Consider the following 19,188-nt stretch of genomic DNA (forward strand, 5'->3'; position numbering starts at 1 on the left):
AAGAATTAATGTCATTTCGACCAAAGAGAGAAATCTTTATGATTTAGATTTCTCCTTCCGCTTTGCTTCAGTGAAATGACATTTTAGGTAATATAGCTTACCAATAAAAAAAGCCGTTCTAAAGGAACGGCTTTTACTTTTTATCACTTTACTTAAAGACTATTTAGCAACATTTACAGCTCTGGTTTCGCGAATAACGGTAACCTTTACCTGACCAGGATAGGTCATGTCTGTCTGTATCTTCTGAGAGATCTCAAAAGAAAGGTTCGATGCTTTTTCATCAGAAACCTTTTCGCTTTCCACAATCACCCTCAATTCTCTACCGGCCTGGATCGCGTATGCTTTTTTTACACCTCCAAAACCAAAGGCTATGTCCTCAAGGTCTTTCAATCTCTGAATATATGAATCGAGCACCTGTCTTCTGGCTCCTGGTCTTGCTCCGCTTATTGCATCACAAACCTGAACGATTGGCGATAGAAGTGAATTCATTTCTATCTCATCGTGGTGAGCTCCAATGGCGTTGCAAACTTCTGGCTTCTCACCATATTTTTCAGCCCATTGCATTCCAAGAATAGCGTGAGGCACTTCGGTTTCGGTTTCCGGCACTTTACCAATATCATGGAGGAGTCCGGCACGTTTTGCAAGCTTAGGGTTCAATCCAAGTTCTGCCGCCATTACACCACATAGTTTGGCAACCTCCCTTGAGTGCTGCAATAAGTTCTGGCCATAAGAAGAACGGTATTTCATTCTTCCTACCATTTTGATAAGTTCAGGCTGAAGACCATGGATACCAAGATCTATAACCGTTCTCTTACCTATATCAATAATCTCTTCTTCGATCTGTTTACGGGTTTTCTTCACCACTTCTTCAATACGGGCCGGGTGAATCCTACCATCAGTCACTAGTTTATGAAGCGAAAGTCTCGCTACTTCCCTTCTTACCGAATCAAAGCAACTAAGGATAATTGCCTCCGGAGTATCATCCACAATGATCTCTACCCCTGTAGCAGCTTCAAGTGCGCGAATGTTTCTACCTTCACGGCCAATGATCCTACCTTTCACATCATCACTTTCAAGGTTAAAAACCGAAACGCAATTCTCGATCGCCTCTTCTGTTCCTATTCTTTGAATTGTATTGATAATGATCTTCTTGGCTTCCTGTTGTGCAGTAAGTTTGGCTTCTTCAACCGTATCCTGAATAAGCGACATGGCATCGGCCTTGGCTGTATCCTTTAAAGATTCTATAAGCTGAGCTTTGGCATCTTCGGCTGAAAGCCCTGAAATCACCTCTAACTGCTGAACTTTGCTGTTATGAAGCTTGTCTATCTCTTCCTGCTTCTTTTCAAGATATTCGATCCTATGATCATAATCGGCGATCTTATCTTCCAGCTCTTTGTTGAGCTTTTTGTTTTTACCTAATTCATTTGAGACATGAGATTCTTTATCCTTAATACGCTTTTCGGCATCGTTGATCTTCTTATCCCTCGCCAGGATAACCTTTTCGTGTTCAGATTTAAGTTCGATGAACTTCTCTTTAGCCTGCAGGATCTTGTCTTTTTTAATACTTTCTCCTTCGGCTTTAGCCTCTTTTATAATACTGGCTGCTTCTTTTTTTGCACCGGCAATCGTATTAGACGCCTGTTTTTTCTCCAGCATTTTCGCAATTCCAAAACCGAGGGCGAGACCCACCACCGCGGCTATTGCTATAGTTAATATTTCCATTATTCAGTGTTTAGATAGATATATAAAAAAAGCCTGCATTAGATAGGTTTTGTTATAAACTCCTTAAAATCAGGTTTAGGGCTAACAAGCTGATCAAGGATCCGCTCTCCTCTTCCGGATATACCGAAAAAGGACACGGCACGCTTTTACAACTTAGACTCACCCTTTTTAAAGAATTCGTGTTGAGTTTATCAAAAAAGCACTAATACAGGCAGTAACCTTATTTTATTTAAAGAACTTATGAGGTTAAATGTTGCTGCAGCAGATCGTTAAGTGATCTTAATTTCTCCTCTGCTTCAATCATCTCACTCGATTTATCGATATTTTTTTGTTCGGTTTGGGCCGCAAACTGCAAAGCACACATTGCTAATACATCCTGCTTATCCCTCACCGCGTAATTCTGCTCAAACTGTTTGATCATCGCCTCGATCTTCTTGGCCGCCTTTCGCAAACCCTCTTCCTGGCTCGGCTGGATAGTTAGCGGATAAACGCGGTCTGCAATCGATATTTTGATCTTCAGTTTATCTTCCATCTTTTAAGTTATTCAGATAACTGAACTATGCACTGATCGATCTCTCTGATCAGGCTGTTTATCTTGAGCTTAGTTTCTCTTTTATGGTCGGTACTGCCAAGCATCGCGTTCGCCGCTTTCAAGGTCTGAATCTGATCCCTGGAAGATTGTAAATCTTCCTCCAGCTTCCCATATTCAGTTCTAACAGACGTTAATTCCTTTTGAAGAGCTTCATTAGACTGTTTCATAAGTTCGTATTTATGAAGCAGCTTACTGATCCTATTCTCAAGGTTATCAACTATTTCTGTCATTTCACTCATAAGCGCTAAAACCGATGTGAACCCTTACAAAGTTAACATACGCTTTTAAATATCCCAATACTTTTTTAGCTGTTTTGAAATAATAATCAACAATTCCAATAATTCTCTGGTAGCAAGACATTTAATTTTGAGCCAAGTTTGTTTAACTTTACGCCAGGTTTAAAATTGAATATACCAGATCTATGAAGAGAGCAACAAGCCTGTTATTTTTAATCTTTTTTTCAACACTTTTACACTCACAGTCTCCGGTTTCCGCCGATTATTTTGAAAACCCACTGAATGTACCTGTTGTACTTGCAGGAACCTTTGGGGAATTAAGATCCAACCATTTTCACAGTGGTCTCGATATTAAAACCGAGGGACGGGAAGGCCTTGAAGTAAAAGCCTCTGCCAAAGGACATATAAGCCGTATAAATATTCAGCATTATGGCTATGGAAAAGCTTTGTATATCCAACATCCAAATGGGTATACTACCGTGTATGGGCATTTACAGAAACTGGCTCCTAAGATCAAGGAATATGTTAGAAAGAGACAGTATAATAAAGAATCTTACGAAATCGAACTCTTCCCTGAAGCTGGAGAATTACAGGTGGAGCAGGGAGAAGTTATAGCCTATAGCGGAAATACGGGAGGGAGTGCCGGTCCTCATCTTCATTTTGAAATAAGGGATGGGGGTCAACGCCCAATGAACGCACAATTATTTGGAATTGAAGTGCCCGATAATCGTGAGCCCCAAATAGACGGGCTTTTCGCTTATCCTCTGGGAGAAGATGCACATGTAAATAATTCGCAGGAACGTCAGAAACTTAGGCTTATTCCTTTAAATGATGGTACCTACACCACTAACCAGGTTGAAGCATGTGGCGAAATAGGCTTTGGTATCTCTGCTATAGACAGGCAGGATGGTGCTTACAACCCTAATGGGGTTTATAGAATCGAAGCCAGCCTTAATGGAGATCAGGTATTCGAGATAAACTTTGAAAAGTTTTCATTTTCAGAAACAAGACATCTTAATCAGCTTATCGATTATGAATACTATGCCAATCATCACGACAGGATACAAAAGCTTTTCAGAAATCCTGGTAATCCTTTAAGTCTTTATGGTAATTTAAAGCAAGAAGGAAAACTCAATATCAAAGACAGTCTCGACTATCAGTACACGATTCGTGTTCTGGACATCCAGGGAAATGAAAAACTGGTAAGAATCCCAATAAAAGGACAGATAAGCGACAGGATCCAGAAAAGGGATAAAAAAGAGACTCCATATCTCGCCAAAGCAAACAAAGCGTTTTCAGTAAAAGAGAACAATATAGATGTTTATATCCCTGAAGGAAGTCTTTATGAAGATGCCTATCTGGATATCAAATTTACAGGTGATACTATAGAACTGCACCGTGACGAGATCCCTCTTCACAGAAATATGACCATTGGTTTTGATATGAGCAAGTATCCTAAAGAGGATTTGGAAATGCTTTTTATTGCACGTCTGGGGGATTATGGAAAACCTAACTATTCAACTACCTACAAAAAAGGAAACCGTTTTATCACAAGAACCAGGACCTTTGGAAAATACACTATAGTGGCTGATATAAATCCACCTGAAGTAAGACCGGTTAATTTCTATGACGGACAATGGATCTCCAATAATGAAACCCTAAAGGTTAAGATCACTGATGATCTTTCTGGAATCGACTCCTACAGAGCAACGGTAAACGGGAAGTTCATCTTGATGGAATACGAATACAAGAACAATACACTTACCCATTATTTCACTGATGGGGTAGTTACAGAGACCGAGAACGATCTTAAAGTGATCGTAACCGATAATGTAGGGAATACTACTACTTACACTGCGAAGTTTTATAGAAAATAAAAAAAGCCAGAATTAGCATTCTGGCTTTTATAAAGGCTGAACTAAATCCAGCTAATATCTTTATTAACTCTCAATGAATTCTTTAAGACTATTCACCACGTAATCTATTTCTTCTTTGGTATTGTAACGTGAAAATGAAAATCTTAATGAAGGCTTTTTAAGGTCATCTTCAGGCAGGAATGCGTTTAAAACATGTGAACCCTGGTCACTACCGCTCTGGCAGGCGCTTCCTTTTGAACAGGCTATACCCTTAAGATCCAATTGGAATAAAAGCATTAAGGCTTTTTCCTGGGAAACAGGCAGACAAACATTTATCAAAGTATAGGTACTATTTTCAAAATCCTCACAATTCCCGTTAAATTTTACTCCCGGGATCTGCTTTTTAAGACTATCGATAAAATGTCTTTTCAGGGAACTTATGTACTCCTTCTCCTCTTCAAGATTATCATAAGCAAGCCTAAGCGATTCTTCCAGGCCAACGATATTATGCACCCCTTCGGTCCCGGCACGATGGCCTCGCTCCTGCTCTCCTCCAAAAATAAGAGGTTTGAGTCCGGAATTTCTCCTTATAAATGCAAATCCAACCCCTTTAGGGCCATGAAATTTATGAGCGCTTACCGCGGTAAAGTCCACAGGAATTTCATTCAGGTCCAGTTCAAAATGACCGATGGATTGCACGGTATCAGAATGGAATAAAGCATTATGAGATTTTACCAGCTCTGCTGTCTTCTTGAGATCTATTTTATTACCAATCTCATTGTTAACATGCATCAGGCTCACCAGTGTCTTCTTATCAGAATTTTCTAATCGCTTTTCAAGATCGACCAGGTCTACATTTCCTCTTTCATCCAGCGCAACGTATTCTACTTCTACATCAAAACAATCCTTTAGTTGATTCACGGTATAAAGTACGGCGTGATGTTCAACTTTTGAAGTAATGATCCTTTCTACTCCCAGGTCCCGCACGGCGCTATTAAGAGCAAGATTATCGGCCTCTGTACCTCCGGAGGTAAAAACAATTTCCGAAGCTTTTACGTTAAGAATGTTTGCCACAGTCTTTCGGGCCTGCTCTATTAAGGCTTTGGAAGATCTCCCGAAACTATGAGTGGAAGAGGGATTACCGTAAACTTCTTTTAATACGCGGGTCATTTTGTCGACCACTTCTTCCCTTAACTGGGTTGTTGCTGCTGAATCAAAATAGACTTTATTCATGACCGCAAAATTAATGGAAATAAAATAATTTCCTACATCGCTTCCTTATAAGTTTGATTCCTTTATTTTTGTTGAAAAAGCATCTTGATGAGACGTTTGTTATTGGGCACATTATTTTTAGTTCTGTTCAGCGCCTGCGATGACGGAGAGATTATCGTTACCAGTTTCGATTTTGAAGATAGCACCCTTGAATTCTGCAACGGCCCAAACAAGAACGTGATCTATGCTATAAATAACAATGATGTTTTTGAATCAATCTCCCTCGAATTCAACAATAATCAACTCGACGTGGATGAAGATGATAATCTTATTCCGCCGGAAGAAGAGCAGGTAACTTTCGCCTTGACCGAAAATAACCGCCTGGTTTACCGGATCTATTATTCTGAAGTGCCTAATAATTATTTCTGTAATGTAGTGCCTCCAAGTTCTCCCGATGTTATTGAAGAATGGGCAAGTGAACCGGGAGGAACCGTAGTGGTGAATACAGGTTTTATTGATGAAACAGGTACTGCCGATCCCGATGGGGACGGCCTGGAAAACCAGGAAGAAGGTTGGAATTCAAACCAGGATACTGATGAAGACGGAATACCAGATTACCTGGATGTTGATGATGATGGGGATAATGTGCCAACCAGAAATGAATTAGCCAACAGTGCCGATGATCCGGTTAACGAAGATGGTTTTAGAGATACAGATGAAGACGGAATTCCAAATTACCTGGATAATGATGATGACGATGACGGGGTTCTTACCAGATTTGAAGTTGAAGAAGGTAACGAAGACAATCCTGCAGCATTTCAAACTGCCCAGGGCATATCAAATTATCTAAACCAGGAACAAACCTCAGAATTTCAGCATGAGGTTTATATTTCTCATGATATTACCCGCAGTTATGGACTTCAGATCCTTATAAATAACCTGAAATTTGAAAAGCAGGATGGCTCGGGTGAATCCATTCAGTTCCAAACCTATAATCTGGGAAATCTCAATTCAACTGGGGTAGACTTTCCTCAATGCCCAGCTCAGGATCCAACCTGTGGTGATACCAACGGGGAAGAAGAAACACCTGAAACAGAAGGCTAGTAATTAGGGATTCTGAAAAATATAGACTTCGGTAGCTCCCAGGCCATATTTCTGATAATCGGCATCATAGAACCTGATATTTGAATATCTGCCTAAAAGATATTCCAGTTCCATTTTCAGTACACCTTCCCCCACTCCATGTATGAAAACTATTCTTTGTATCCTATTTTTAATAGCGAATTCAAGTTTATGCCTGGCAGTATCCAGCTGTAAATTCAGCATTTCGTGATTGCTCATCCCTTTAGTTGATCTTACCAGCTGGTTCACATGAAGATCCACCTCCATTGGAGGCTGCTTTTTGTCCTTTGATCTCGATGGAATGGATCTGGGCTTTTTGGCCGGCTTCTTTTCTTCAAGTACTTCTTCAAAATCGAAACCACCCATATCTGCCGGATCAATATCATCATGGATCTTTACTAATTGTTCAGCAGGGAAAGTCATTATAAAACCATCTTCCGTGCGAATGCTCACTTCCTCTCCCTTAATTTCCTGGACGATCCCGCTTAGTTCATCATCAAGCAATTCAACTCTATCTCCTGGTTTTAAGTCCATTAATCCTCCTTATTATCATTATCAGTTTTATGATCATCCTTGGTAGCAACCCAGAAATTAGTTGCCCTGTATAGCCCCAACATAATAATTACGAGCCCAACAATCTTAAAATAAGGACTTACGTCATCGGCTGAAAGTGTATAAAGAAGTACTCCTCCTCCAATAACAATAAGCAACGTGTTTATCACCTGTGAATTATTCATTTTCAGTTAGTTAAAAATTTAAAAAGTGAATTTTGAAATGCTTTATTTACTACTTTTAGGCAAATTTATGGCTTTCATGAAGCTTCCACTCCTTTTTTTAATGATTTTTAGCGTAAGTGGAATCTACGCGCAATTGTATATTGCCCCTTCTGAAAAGTCGGATAGCTATCTCTATGCAAAAGACCGGTTACTTTATGTAGAAAATGAAATTCATCTTACCGAAAATCTTAGGAAAGAAACACAAGCTAGTATCTATTTCAGAAATGAAGCTCAATTAATTCAGGGAGCAAAAAATATCAGTCAGAATGAAGGCTCGGGCAAGATCTCTGTGTTTCAAGAAGGCACTTCCAATGCCTATGACTATAATTACTGGGGACTACCCGTTAGGATTGGAGATAAAAATAAACAGCTGAATGATTTCATTTACGAACCTTTAAGCAATACAGAAAGCAGGAATGCAAAACTTATATCTGCCCTGGACGGAAGCAGCGATCCTTTAAGCATCTCCAACCGTTGGATCTATACTTTTTCTGGAACCAGCTATTCCAACTGGCATTATGCAGGTGATCATTTTGACCTTAAGCCGGGAGAAGGTTTCACCATGAAGGGTGTTAATGGCATCAACCTGAAAGAAATTGAAGGACAGCCCATAAATGCAGGCTCATCCCAAATTTATGATTTTAGAGGAATGCCCAATGACGGAAAAATCGAACTACCAATTCAAAAAGATCAGACTCTTCTCGTGGGAAATCCATATCCGTCGGCCCTGGATCTGGACAAATTCCTCACAGAAAATACTTCTTCTACCGGGATCGCTTATTTCTGGGATTCCAGAAAGAATGGAAACTCACATTATCTTTCAGATTATGAAGGTGGCTATGGCACCTATTCTCCAGGTGCGGGGATATATGTCCCTGCTATTTTCAGAAAATATCCCGATGGTACCGAAACAGGCGAGATAGGACAATTATATGCCAGGGACATAAGCCCTATCGCGCAAGGATTCATGGTAATTGGAAAAAATGAGGGTAAGATCGTTTTTCAGAATTCACAAAGAGTATTTCAAAAGGAAGAGCCAGGAGTTTCCGAATTCAAAAACCATGAAACCGCAATCCCTTCTTTGAGATTGAATATTGAAATGGATTCCACGTATATAAGACAACTTGTTCTCGCTTTAAGGGATAATGCCACGCCCGATGAAGATCATGCCATGGATGCCCGGAAAATGGATTCAGCACCCAGTGATGTTAACTGGTCACTTTCGGGCGAAGCTTATATAATTAACGTTAGACCTAAAAAGGATGAGGAACTCATTCCATTAAAAGTTAAACTGGAAAAAGAAACCAGCCTTAAGTTCTCTGTTGCAGAACTGAATAATTTCAATCCAGACCGTTTGTTTATATATGATTCTAAAGATGATCTTTATTTTGGCATAAAAACAGGTTACCTAAAGCTAAGTTTAGCTAAAGGTGAATACAATGAAAGATTCTATCTAAGTTATATTGAAAAACTTCCAACCAGTAAAACTGATCCTGAGGCACCAGAAGGTTACAAACCGAAACCACCAAATATCCTTCTTAATACTATAGACATTTTCCAGAATAACAGGGAAGAGAAATTAGAGTTAAAAGTTCTTTATGATACCGGAATAAGTAGTTTTCGGCTTTACGACCTTAATGGAAAAATCATATTTAGTCAGAGTTTCAAAGGGAATCAGAAAGATTTTGCACTTCCTACAGGAAATTTATCGAATGCTGTTTATATTGTAAAGGTAAATACAACCGATCAGCGGGAACTAACTAAAAAGATAGGCATCAAGAATTGACGAATCTCCAGGAATATATGCTACCCTGCCTTAACAAGACCCTTTTCGGGATTGAATGTACGGGTTGTGGAGCGCAAAGAGCTGCTGTATTACTTTTTCAGGGTGAGTTCTCAAAAGCCTTTTTTATGTATCCGGCAATTTACAGCCTGTTAGTTTTATTGGCATTTCTGCTATTCAATCTTTTTTATAAATTTAGATATGATTACAGCATAAAAATGGGACTGATCATTTTTAATGCAGTTATCATTGCCATCGCGTATATCATTAAAATGATTCATATTTTCAACTAACCAATTAAAACCTCACTATGGAAAAAAAAGAATTACCCAATTCCACCCTTATTTTAGTTTTTGGTATTTTATCGATTGTAGGATGTTGCTGCTACGGGATACTCGGTGTGGTCTTCGGGATTATAGCCCTCATAATGTCTAATCGGGCTATGGAGATCTACAGTGCCAATCCCGAACTTTATACCGGATATCAGAATGTCAAGACAGGCAGAATTCTGGCAATAATAGGTCTTGTATTAAGTGCACTAAGTATAATAAGCCTGATAGTTAGCCTTATACTCTATGGAAGCTTTGAAGGAATCTATGAGATACAGCAAGAGATTATAAGGGAATATGGCGGATAATCTAAATTTATATAGAATAAAAAAATCCCGCTTAGTGGCGGGATTTTTTATTGAGTATTAAAATTAATACTATTTCTCAAATTGTTTTAAGGTCCTTATGATAATGTCTACACAGTCTCTTAATTGCTCTTCGTTCATCACTAAAGGAGGAGCAAAACGAATTATATTGCCATGAGTAGGCTTGGCAAGCAACCCATTCTCTTTTAGTGCCAGACAAATATCCCAGGCAGTGCTGCTTTCAGGAGAATCATTTATCACAATCGCATTCAGCAGACCACGCCCTCTAACGAGGTTAACGATATTGGACTCCATGATATAATCATCAAGCAATCTTCGAAAAAGTTTCCCTAGCTTTCTTGCATTCTGGGTAAGATGTTCATCTCTCACAACATCAAGGGCCGCAACAGCTACGGCTGCAGCTACAGGGTTACCTCCAAAAGTTGACCCATGCTGTCCCGGCTGTATCACATCCATCACTTCGTCATCGGCCAGTACTGCAGAAACAGGGTAATTTCCTCCGGAAAGTGCTTTCCCAAGAATCAGAATATCGGGTCTGGTATAGGTTTCTTCCTGCCTTTCACAATGGTTCTCACAGGTACAGTGCCCACAAACCGCAAGCAGGCCTCCTGTTCTTCCAATTCCTGTCTGAATCTCATCAGCCATAAAAAGCACATTATGTTTATTACAGATCTCTTTGGCCTTACTCATAAAATCATCAGCTGGCGTATAAACTCCGGCTTCACCCTGAATAGGCTCCACAAGAAATCCGGCTACGCTCGGGTTATTCTCGATCGCCGCTTCAAGTGCTTCGGGATCATCGTAAGGGATCTTTATGAATCCCGGCGTATATGGCCCAAAGTTCTTACGTGCTTCTTCATCATTAGAGAATGATATAATGGTCGTAGTCCTTCCGTGAAAATTGTTTTCACAAACTATGATCTGGGCTTCGGTTTCCTTAACACCTTTTCTTTCATAAGCCCACTTTCGAGCGATCTTGATTGCGGTTTCAACGGCTTCAGCACCAGTGTTCATTGGTAAGAGCTTATCAAAACCGAAATATTCCGTAGCATATTTTTCATAAGCACCAAGTACATCGTTATGGAATGCACGTGAAGTAAGCGCCAGTTTAGAAGCCTGCCCATGCAGAGCCTCAACGATCTTAGGGTGACAATGACCCTGGTTCACCGCTGAATAGGCCGAAAGAAAATCGTAGTATTTTTTGCCTTCCACATCCCATACATGAACGCCTTCTCCCCTGCTTAATACTGCAGGTAGTGGATGATAGTTATGAGCTCCATGTTGGTCTTCAAGTTTAATAGCTTCTTCAGAAGAATTAATTTTTGGTAATGGCATGTAAAATCTGTTTTTTGTATTAGTGTTACGCAATTCCTTCTTTTTTCTCTGGAAGTACCCACGAAAAGGAGAGAAATCATCCTCAATTTTGAATTCCTGCAAAATACTAAATGTTTGCTGAAAATTTCAACCGCCCTCTCTTTAAATCTTGTTAATTATCCTATTTTTGCGCTATGGCCAGAAGAAATAAAAACAAGCTTTTCAGCGAAATTGAAGTGACCGATGCGGGTGCCAAAGGCAAGGCAGTTGCCAAATCTCCAGATGGAAGAGTGATCTTTATAGATAATGCCGTGCCCGGAGATATTGCAGATGTACAGACTACGCGTCGCAGAAAATCATACTACCAGGGAACTGCTGTTGAATTCCATAAACTTTCGGACAAAAGAACGGAGCCGGTATGCAGACATTTTGGAACCTGTGGTGGCTGCAAGTGGCAGAATATGGAATACAAATACCAGCTGGAATATAAGCAGCAGGAAGTGATAAATAATCTTCGCCGACTTGGGAAAATAGAATTGCCTGAGGTTACACCAATATTAGGTAGTGAAAAGATTTACTTCTATCGCAACAAAATGGAATTTTCATTCAGCGATAGCCGCTGGCTAACCCAGGAAGAGATTCAAAGCGGTGAGAACATTGAAAATCGCAACGCGCTTGGTTTCCATATTCCGGGAATGTGGGATAAGATCCTTGACATTGAAAAGTGTCATCTTCAGGAAGATCCCAGCAATGCCATCAGGAATTTTGTAAAAGATTTCGCTACTGAGAATGGATTGGAATTCTTCAATACTCGAAATCAGGAAGGGCTTCTGCGTACTCTTATGATAAGGACTTCTTCTACCGGAGAAATAATGATACTCGTTCAGTTCTTTGAAGATAGAAAAGAACAACGTGAGCTATTGCTGAATGCTTTGGCCGAAAAATTTCCAGAGATCACTTCGCTACAGTATGTGGTCAATAACAAACCAAATGATACCATTTACGATCAGGAGGTGATATGCTATAAAGGTCGTGATCATATTTTTGAGGAAATGGAAGGTCTCAAGTTCAAGATAAACGCAAAATCATTTTATCAAACAAATTCTGACCAGGCCTATAATCTCTATAAGATTGCGAGAAATTATGCCAATCTGAAAGGTGACGAACTGGTATATGATCTTTATACCGGCACCGGAACCATCGCACAGTTCGTGGCAAAACAGGCAAAAAAAGTGGTTGGCGTTGAAGCTGTGCCAGAAGCAATTGCCGACGCGAAGGAAAATGCCAGAAGAAATGATATCGAGAATGTGGAATTCCATGTTGGCGATATGCGTAAGGTTTTCACCGAAAGTTTCATCAATAAACATGGACATCCAGACGTTATCATAACCGATCCCCCAAGGGATGGTATGCATAAGGATGTGGTAGCACAAATTATTGGTATATTGCCGGAACGAATCGTGTATGTTAGTTGCAATTCGGCTACCCAGGCGAGAGATCTGGCTTTGCTGGACGAACATTATAAGGTAACGGCCACACAGGCAGTTGATATGTTCCCGCAAACGCATCATGTTGAGAACGTGGTTTGCTTAGAAAGAAGATAAATGAAAATATATACCTGTAAATTTTTACTTATTTGCTTTTTATTAGCCAGTTTTGGCTGTCAGCGTGACGACATCTGTCCTGAAAGTACTGAGACCACTCCATTGCTCATCATCAGGTTCTACGATAATGAAGCTCCCGAAGAACTTCAGGCTCCGCAAAACCTCAGAGTTCGCTCTGTGGGAAATGATACCAGCTATGTTTATAATCGTTATAGTCAGGATAGTATTGCCGTTCCTCTTAGGACCGATCAGGATATTACAGAATACATTTTCACATTGAATACTCCAGCCGATCCCCAGGAAGGTGAAGAGCCCGAAGAGCCTGGAAATTCTGATATTTTAACTATCAGTTATGGCCGTGAGGAAGAATACCTGAACCGGGCATGTGCATATAAGGTAAATTATGTTGGTTTAAAGATAGATGTAGAAAATGACGATGATAACTGGATACAGGATATTCAGATTGAACGCCCAATTGTTGAAGATCAAAATCAGGCCCATGTATCGATATTTTTCTAGCCTAATTTTTCTCCTGATTTTATGCCTTCCTGGTTTTGCCCAGGAAACGACGACCGAAACAGATACTGTTCGGTATAAAGAAAAATACGGGGTAAGAGTTGGTGTAGATCTTAGTAAACCTCTCAGAACCTTGCTTGATGATAAATATAGCGGCCTGGAACTGGTGGGTGATTACCGGGTTTATAATAATTTCTATGCTGCTGCCGAAATAGGAAACGAAGAGGTGACTTTTGAGGGCGATAATATCCAGACCTTAACAAAAGGGAGCTATATTAAAGTCGGGGGTGATTATAACGCTTATGAGAACTGGCAGGATATGCAAAATGCCATTTTTGTAGGAGTTCGTTATGGCTTTGCCACATTTTCTCAAACACTGGATCAATATAGGGTTTATACTTCTTCCGATTATTTTGGACCGGATATAAGAGAAGACGACAGTGAAGTGAGCGGACTCACTGCCAATTGGGCAGAATTGGTTGTAGGTCTTAAGGTAGAGGTACTTAACAATCTTTATCTTTCGGCCAATGTTCAACTAAAAAGAAGAATTGGCCAGAACAGTCCGACTAACTTTGACAATCTGGTTATTCCGGGGTTTGGACGTACTTATGACGGCAGTGAATTTGGCGCAGGCTATGGCTATTCTATCTCTTACCTGATACCACTTTATAAAAGAGAGAGGAATTAATTGTCCTGTTTGCTTTTCTTTTTAGAACCTTCATAGATCACATACTTCAATAGTCTTCCTTCCAGAGGACCATTAAAAAGTTTGATCTTTCTGGAAGCTCTTAGTCCTACACTTTTTATAGCGTCAAAATTAGTAGCTATGAACCAGGCATGGGTTCCGTGGTAATTTTGTTTAAGGGTATCCCCTATTTTAGCGTAAAACTCTTCGACATCGATTTCCAGTCGTTCACCATATGGAGGATTAAAAAGCATATGCAGGTATCCTTTATTCTCCTTTTCACTCTCGAAAAAGTTCTTCTGTTCTATCTGGATAAAATCTGAAAGATTAGCATTCTTCACGTTCTCCCGGGCCTTCATTACTGCTGAAGGAGCTTTGTCATAGCCCTTGATCTTAAAATTAAAGTCCCTGATCTTCTTCATTGCAGATTCCTCGATCTTTTCAAATAGATCTTCATCCCAGTCTTTCCATTTTTCGAATGCAAATTCCTTTCTATTAATGTTAGGCGGGATATTGCATGCGATCATAGCAGCCTCTATAGGAATAGTGCCACTCCCACACATAGGATCCAGAAAGTCACACTGCCCCTGCCATCCCGAAAGAAGAAGCATCCCTGCGGCAAGCACCTCGTTTATGGGAGCTATATTGGTAGCGCCCCTGTATCCTCGCTTATGGAGGGAATCACCAGAGCTGTCCAAAGAAACATTACAGTAATTCTTCTCAATATGAATATTGATCCTAAGATCGGGAAAATCAAGATCTACATCAGGCCTCTTTCCATATCGGTCACGAAACCTGTCTACGATGGCGTCCTTGGTTTTTAATGCAACATATTGAGAATGCGTGAAAATATCAGAGTGCACGGCTGAATCTATTGCAAGACTACCATTCACATCCAGAAAGTCTTCCCAGGGCAGTCGCTTTATATTATCATATAATTCCTGCTCAGAATTCACCCTGAAGCTTTCATATGGCTTAAGGATCTTTATGGCTGTACGAAGGCACAGATTTGCCTTGTACATAAAACCTTTATCACCAACGAAGCTAACCATCCGGTTACCCTGTTTGATATCCATAGCACCAAGATCCAGTAATTCTTTTGCAAGGATCGCTTCAAAACCATATAAGGTCTTTGCGATCATTTTAAAGTTATTCGCCATAATCCTTCTTTATAGAACGACAAAAATAAGTTAATTTTGTGCGGAAAGTATAATAATTACAGGATTGTTCCGCTTTACGTGGCGCATCCGGTAAGCAACCAACCAGTAATACTTTGTTGACGAACCTTTATATTTATCTGCTACCCATACTTGCAGTTGCTGTAGGTTATTTAATCTCTCTTTTTTTAAAGCCGGGAAGTTCTTCGGGATTTAAGCTTTTGCTAGCCTTTAGTGGGGCCTATCTGCTTGCAGTAACGGTACTTGAGCTTTTGCCGGATGTGTACCGGGATCCCGATTCAGGGATAGGTGTTTTTATTATGCTGGGATTATTACTACAGATAATTCTAGAATTCCTATCCAAGGGCGTGGAACATGGGCATCTGCATTTCCAGGAAAACTCAGCAGCTTTCCCTGTTCTGTTACTTTTTAGTCTAAGCCTTCATTCACTCCTGGAAGGTTTTCCTTTAGATAATGATAACCATTTGCTTCATGGAGTAGTTGTGCATAAAGTACCTGTGGCCGCCATACTTTCGGTTTTCCTGGTTCATAGTAAGCTCAGTAAAACAAAAGTTTTTCTATTTCTGGCCTTTTTTGCTTTGATGACGCCGCTTGGAAGCTGGCTAAAAAATAATGTTGAGTTTATATCTGAATATTCAACCTTTGTGAATGCTGTAGTGATAGGGATCTTCCTGCATGTGTCGACAACAATTTTGTTCGAGGCCTCAAAGAACCATTCCTTTAATGCTTCAAAACTCGCAGTGATAATCCTGGGTATCCTACTCGCCTATTTCATTTAAATGTTCAGCAGAGAAGAATCAAAACGATTGAGACAGGAATTCTGGACCAGCTTCGGAAAGGAGTATCCTAAAAAATGGATACTCTATAATACAAAGATTAAAGAGGTCCAGTTAAAATTTACCTTTAACCGAAAGTTAGCACAGGTTTCTCTGGATATCATTGATGAGGATGATTTGATAAGGGAATATTATTTTGAAAAGCTCCTATCGCTACAAAAGATCCTGAAAGAGGAGTATCTCCCAGAAATTATCTATGATGAAAATTATGAACTACCGGAAGGGAAAATTGTATCCAGGATATATGTTCAGCTAGATAATGTTAGTATACATAACCGGAAAGACTGGCCAGTAGTAAAAGAATTTCTTGCAGCTAAAATGATGCATTTAGAAGAATTTTTTAAAGATTTTAGCGATTTTATCAAAAATTAATTCAAAGAATCTGTTTTTTTATTAATTTGACTCACAGAAAGTTAGAGACTTCGTCTTACCCTATCATGCTTTCCTTTTAAGGGTAACCAATCAAACCATTCATATGAAAACTATCAGATTTTCTATTCTCTTTCTTTTTGTGATCTTCATTGTGAGCTGTTCAGAGGACAACGAAACCATGGCTTCGATAGAAATTTCAAACCTAGTAGGCACATGGAATTTAGACGACTATTATTATACTGGTAATTCAAAAGTTGATTATCCCGGAGAGCCGATAGATATGGATTATAATGTTGAAACTTCGGATGTTAACGCAACTGTTGAATTTACCAGTGATAAAAAATTTATTTCACAGGGAAGTATCAGCTATTTGATGACCTATGATTTTATGGGTGAACAAATGCATATGAATATCAATAATGTTGATTTTAACGGAACGGGAGAATGGACCATTAGCGGAAACAAAATTACTATCTCCAACCAGATCGGAGAAATCAATACCCAAAGTGTAAACCAGCCTCAGGTGCTTACCTATACAGTTCAAGAATTGACCGCTACCAGAATGGTTCTCGCATTTGACATCACGCAGGAAGGCAGTGAAGAAGGTATTAATTATGAAATGACCATCACCGGAAAACAGGTTTATTCCCAATAATATAAACTACTTTTAATAATTACTTATATAAGTCGTGCTGGTTTTGGCGCGGCTTTTTATTTTTATGGTGCAATAAAGAAATATGACCGAAAACAATCTTAACACCCCGCGACTTATTATAAAAAAAATTCAGAGAGCAGATCATGAAAACATCTTTAAAGGACTCTCCCACCCCGAAGTTATTAAGTTTTATGGGGTTCATTTTGATAGTTTCGAAGAAACAGAAGAACAGATGAACTGGTATGAAAACCTGGAAAAATCGGGTTCGGGGAAATGGTGGTCAATCTGGTTAAGAAATTCTGAAGAATTCTGTGGGGCCATTGGCTTAAATGATTTTCATGAAGAGCATAATAAAGCTGAATTAGGCTTTTGGCTACTACCCAATCATTGGGGTAATGGATTTATTCAGGAAGCCGGGGAAAAAGTGATCAATTATTTGTTTAAAGATTTTAAGCTTCATCGAATAGAAGCCTTTGTGGAATCAGAAAATAAAAATTCATCCAAAGTCCTGAAAAAACTGGGATTTGAATATGAAGGATGTATGAAGGAATCTGAAATAAAAAATGGTAAATATATTAACGTGGAATTTTATGCAAAGATAAATCCAGCCAGATAGTACTCTAATCAGCCTTCAAACTATTTTTTATTTAAGGTCTTATTATTTATCAAAGGTTTGGCCCAAAAACCAATACTTAAAATATATGCCAGCCCAAGGAAATTAAACATCATCCCAGTTTTTAATGAGAAAGTATCTCCTAAAAACCCTATTAGTATTTGAAATATCGCGCCCCCCATTATACCAGACATAAAAATACCCGCTGCCGATCCATGATGTTCCTTCAAAGAGTTAAGACCTAATGAAATTATTATAGGAAACATTACTGCTAAAAAGAACCCACTGGCCTGAAAACCATAAAAAGAAATTTGGGTAGTCCCAAACAACCCTGAAGCAAGACAAATAATAGCCAGAATGCTGAATATCTTAAGAACGAGTTTACTATCCAACAGCTTTAATAAAAAAAGACCTGCTATCCCACCAATTGTCATAAGCCCCCAAAATCTTCCAACTGCTACCGCCCCTGTAGTTTCATAATCAAGACCATGATAAATTTGAAGGAATTTAGACATCCAGTAAGATATTCCCTGTTCTATACCAACGTAGGAGAAAATTCCGAAAAAATATAAAATAATGGTTCTGCTGCGAAATAATTTTAAATAGGTCTTTGCGCTTCCAACCTTTTCCTCCTCTTTTAAAGAGATTCTTGGCATTGGCGTTAAAAAGACCACAATTATCATAATAATCGAAATTCCTGAGAACAACCAGTACATGATTGTCCAGGTCATCTCATCATTCACAATACTATTAAGGAAGTTCAGATTTGATGAAACTTCAGAGCCAGCCATATTCACAACAAGAAACGAATATACCAAAGGACTTATGAAAGAAGCAAGCCCAAACATTAACTGAGCAAGAACAGAATTAAATGCATAATGCTCTTCACCTCCGGCAATTCTTAGCAAAGGATTAATTACCACCTGTAAAATAGCCATACCTGCTCCAATCACGAACAAACTGATCACAAACAACCAAAAAGTGGGAAAGAGTGCAAATAATAAAGAACCCATAAATGCCAGGATAAAACCTGATATCATCATCCTTTTTTCTCCAAATTTTTCCAGTAGAAAACCAGCTGGTATAGACATCACCCCATATGCGATAAAAAAAGAAAACGGCAGGAATCCGGCCATAGTTTCGGTTAAATCGAAACTGGCCGATGCACTGGGATTTAAGGCTCCCAGAATATTGGTCAGAAAAGAAATTACAAAAAAGGTGATAAGAATAAGACCTACAACAGTATAGTTGCGCTGCATATTGAAGTAATAAATTGATTAGCCGGACTCAATATAGTCAAAATTATAGAACTCATCGCAGCTACCTAACCCCATAAAAAAAACCCCTTCAGGATAACTGAAGGGGTTTTCAAGAAGAAGGCGGCGACCTACTCTCCCACAATGATAGCAGTACCATCGGCGCTAACGGGCTTAACTTCTCTGTTCGGAATGGGAAGAGGTG

General features: G+C 39.3%; 21 protein-coding genes, 1 rRNA gene and 1 other RNA gene. 12 read left to right on the plus strand and 11 right to left on the minus strand.

Annotated features, from left to right (window positions below; genetic code table 11):
- Positions 1-159 precede the first annotated feature (159 nt).
- The 4 genes from rny to NE848_RS16995 form a co-directional block, all read right to left on the minus strand.
- Entirely contained in the window at positions 160-1,722 is a 1,563-nt protein-coding gene (rny, locus tag NE848_RS16980) for a ribonuclease Y (RefSeq protein WP_252115809.1), read from the minus strand.
- 56 nt (positions 1,723-1,778) lie between these two features.
- Positions 1,779-1,910, minus strand: a non-coding RNA gene (gene ssrS / locus NE848_RS16985) — 6S RNA.
- 50 nt (positions 1,911-1,960) lie between these two features.
- On the minus strand, positions 1,961-2,254 hold the full coding sequence (locus tag NE848_RS16990; protein WP_252115810.1) for a cell division protein ZapA: 294 nt from the start codon (positions 2,252-2,254) through the stop codon (positions 1,961-1,963).
- An 8-nt stretch (positions 2,255-2,262) separates the two neighbouring features.
- On the minus strand, positions 2,263-2,553 hold the full coding sequence (locus tag NE848_RS16995) for a hypothetical protein (protein WP_252115811.1): 291 nt from the start codon (positions 2,551-2,553) through the stop codon (positions 2,263-2,265).
- 182 nt (positions 2,554-2,735) lie between these two features.
- On the opposite strand from NE848_RS16995, the gene NE848_RS17000 reads away from it, so the two are divergent.
- Complete coding sequence (locus NE848_RS17000) at positions 2,736-4,427, plus strand: M23 family metallopeptidase (protein ID WP_252115812.1); 1,692 nt, start codon at positions 2,736-2,738, stop codon at positions 4,425-4,427.
- A 63-nt stretch (positions 4,428-4,490) separates the two neighbouring features.
- Here NE848_RS17000 and NE848_RS17005 read toward each other — a convergent pair whose 3' ends face one another.
- Positions 4,491-5,639, minus strand: coding sequence for a cysteine desulfurase family protein (locus NE848_RS17005; protein ID WP_252115813.1), 1,149 nt, complete (start codon positions 5,637-5,639; stop codon positions 4,491-4,493).
- Positions 5,640-5,726: 87 nt separating this feature from the next.
- Here NE848_RS17005 and NE848_RS17010 point away from each other — a divergent pair, with 87 nt between their 5' ends.
- Entirely contained in the window at positions 5,727-6,722 is a 996-nt protein-coding gene (locus tag NE848_RS17010; protein WP_252115814.1) for a hypothetical protein, read from the plus strand.
- A gap of 3 nt (positions 6,723-6,725) precedes the next feature.
- Here the strand turns inward: NE848_RS17010 and NE848_RS17015 are convergent, their stop codons facing one another.
- Entirely contained in the window at positions 6,726-7,274 is a 549-nt protein-coding gene (locus NE848_RS17015) for a Smr/MutS family protein (RefSeq protein WP_252115815.1), read from the minus strand.
- Positions 7,274-7,477, minus strand: coding sequence for a hypothetical protein (locus NE848_RS17020; RefSeq protein WP_252115816.1), 204 nt, complete (start codon positions 7,475-7,477; stop codon positions 7,274-7,276). The genes NE848_RS17015 and NE848_RS17020 overlap by 1 nt, the downstream gene beginning before the upstream one ends.
- 76 nt (positions 7,478-7,553) lie before the next feature.
- On the opposite strand from NE848_RS17020, the gene NE848_RS17025 reads away from it, so the two are divergent.
- From NE848_RS17025 to NE848_RS17035, 3 genes are read left to right on the plus strand one after another with little or no spacing between them, the layout of a single operon-like run.
- Positions 7,554-9,302, plus strand: a complete 1,749-nt coding sequence (locus NE848_RS17025; RefSeq protein ID WP_252115817.1) for a T9SS type A sorting domain-containing protein — start codon at positions 7,554-7,556, stop codon at positions 9,300-9,302.
- Entirely contained in the window at positions 9,299-9,592 is a 294-nt protein-coding gene (locus NE848_RS17030; RefSeq protein WP_252115818.1) for a DUF2752 domain-containing protein, read from the plus strand. Before NE848_RS17025 ends, NE848_RS17030 begins: the two co-directional genes overlap by 4 nt.
- Positions 9,593-9,609: 17 nt before the next feature.
- Positions 9,610-9,936, plus strand: coding sequence for a CCC motif membrane protein (locus NE848_RS17035; RefSeq protein WP_252115819.1), 327 nt, complete (start codon positions 9,610-9,612; stop codon positions 9,934-9,936).
- Positions 9,937-10,005: 69 nt separating this feature from the next.
- On the opposite strand, the gene rocD is transcribed toward NE848_RS17035, so the two are convergent.
- Positions 10,006-11,289: an ornithine--oxo-acid transaminase gene (gene rocD, locus NE848_RS17040; protein ID WP_252115820.1), complete on the minus strand. Its 1,284-nt coding sequence runs from the start codon at positions 11,287-11,289 to the stop codon at positions 10,006-10,008.
- Between the two features lie 173 nt (positions 11,290-11,462).
- On the opposite strand from rocD, the gene rlmD reads away from it, so the two are divergent.
- The 3 genes from rlmD to NE848_RS17055 are packed head-to-tail and all read left to right on the plus strand — an operon-like array spanning position 11,463 to position 14,076.
- On the plus strand, positions 11,463-12,872 hold the full coding sequence (gene rlmD, locus NE848_RS17045) for a 23S rRNA (uracil(1939)-C(5))-methyltransferase RlmD (RefSeq protein ID WP_252115821.1): 1,410 nt from the start codon (positions 11,463-11,465) through the stop codon (positions 12,870-12,872).
- Positions 12,873-13,391, plus strand: a complete 519-nt coding sequence (locus NE848_RS17050; RefSeq protein ID WP_252115822.1) for a DUF6452 family protein — start codon at positions 12,873-12,875, stop codon at positions 13,389-13,391.
- Positions 13,372-14,076: a DUF6048 family protein gene (locus tag NE848_RS17055; protein ID WP_252115823.1), complete on the plus strand. Its 705-nt coding sequence runs from the start codon at positions 13,372-13,374 to the stop codon at positions 14,074-14,076. Before NE848_RS17050 ends, NE848_RS17055 begins: the two co-directional genes overlap by 20 nt.
- On the opposite strand, the gene NE848_RS17060 is transcribed toward NE848_RS17055, so the two are convergent.
- A complete protein-coding gene (locus NE848_RS17060) occupies positions 14,073-15,233 on the minus strand; it encodes a THUMP domain-containing class I SAM-dependent RNA methyltransferase (protein WP_252115824.1) in 1,161 nt (386 codons plus the stop codon). The two genes, NE848_RS17055 and NE848_RS17060, sit on opposite strands and share 4 nt — an antisense overlap.
- Positions 15,234-15,346: 113 nt before the next feature.
- On the opposite strand from NE848_RS17060, the gene NE848_RS17065 reads away from it, so the two are divergent.
- The 4 genes from NE848_RS17065 (at position 15,347) to NE848_RS17080 (ending at position 17,730) form a co-directional block, all read left to right on the plus strand.
- On the plus strand, positions 15,347-16,030 hold the full coding sequence (locus NE848_RS17065; RefSeq protein WP_252115825.1) for a ZIP family metal transporter: 684 nt from the start codon (positions 15,347-15,349) through the stop codon (positions 16,028-16,030).
- Positions 16,031-16,459 carry a DUF4268 domain-containing protein gene (locus tag NE848_RS17070; RefSeq protein WP_252115826.1) on the plus strand — a complete coding sequence of 143 codons (429 nt, stop codon included), beginning with the start codon at positions 16,031-16,033 and terminating at the stop codon, positions 16,457-16,459.
- A gap of 103 nt (positions 16,460-16,562) precedes the next feature.
- On the plus strand, positions 16,563-17,114 hold the full coding sequence (locus NE848_RS17075) for a lipocalin family protein (protein WP_252115827.1): 552 nt from the start codon (positions 16,563-16,565) through the stop codon (positions 17,112-17,114).
- 82 nt (positions 17,115-17,196) lie between these two features.
- Entirely contained in the window at positions 17,197-17,730 is a 534-nt protein-coding gene (locus tag NE848_RS17080) for a GNAT family N-acetyltransferase (RefSeq protein ID WP_252115828.1), read from the plus strand.
- Positions 17,731-17,750: 20 nt separating this feature from the next.
- Here NE848_RS17080 and NE848_RS17085 read toward each other — a convergent pair whose 3' ends face one another.
- Positions 17,751-18,986, minus strand: a complete 1,236-nt coding sequence (locus NE848_RS17085) for an MFS transporter (RefSeq protein ID WP_252115829.1) — start codon at positions 18,984-18,986, stop codon at positions 17,751-17,753.
- Between the two features lie 115 nt (positions 18,987-19,101).
- A 5S ribosomal RNA gene (rrf, locus tag NE848_RS17090) occupies positions 19,102-19,188 on the minus strand; the annotation flags it as partial.

The sequence above is a fragment of the Gramella jeungdoensis genome (assembly GCF_023805255.1).
Lineage (GTDB): Bacteria > Bacteroidota > Bacteroidia > Flavobacteriales > Flavobacteriaceae > Christiangramia > Christiangramia jeungdoensis.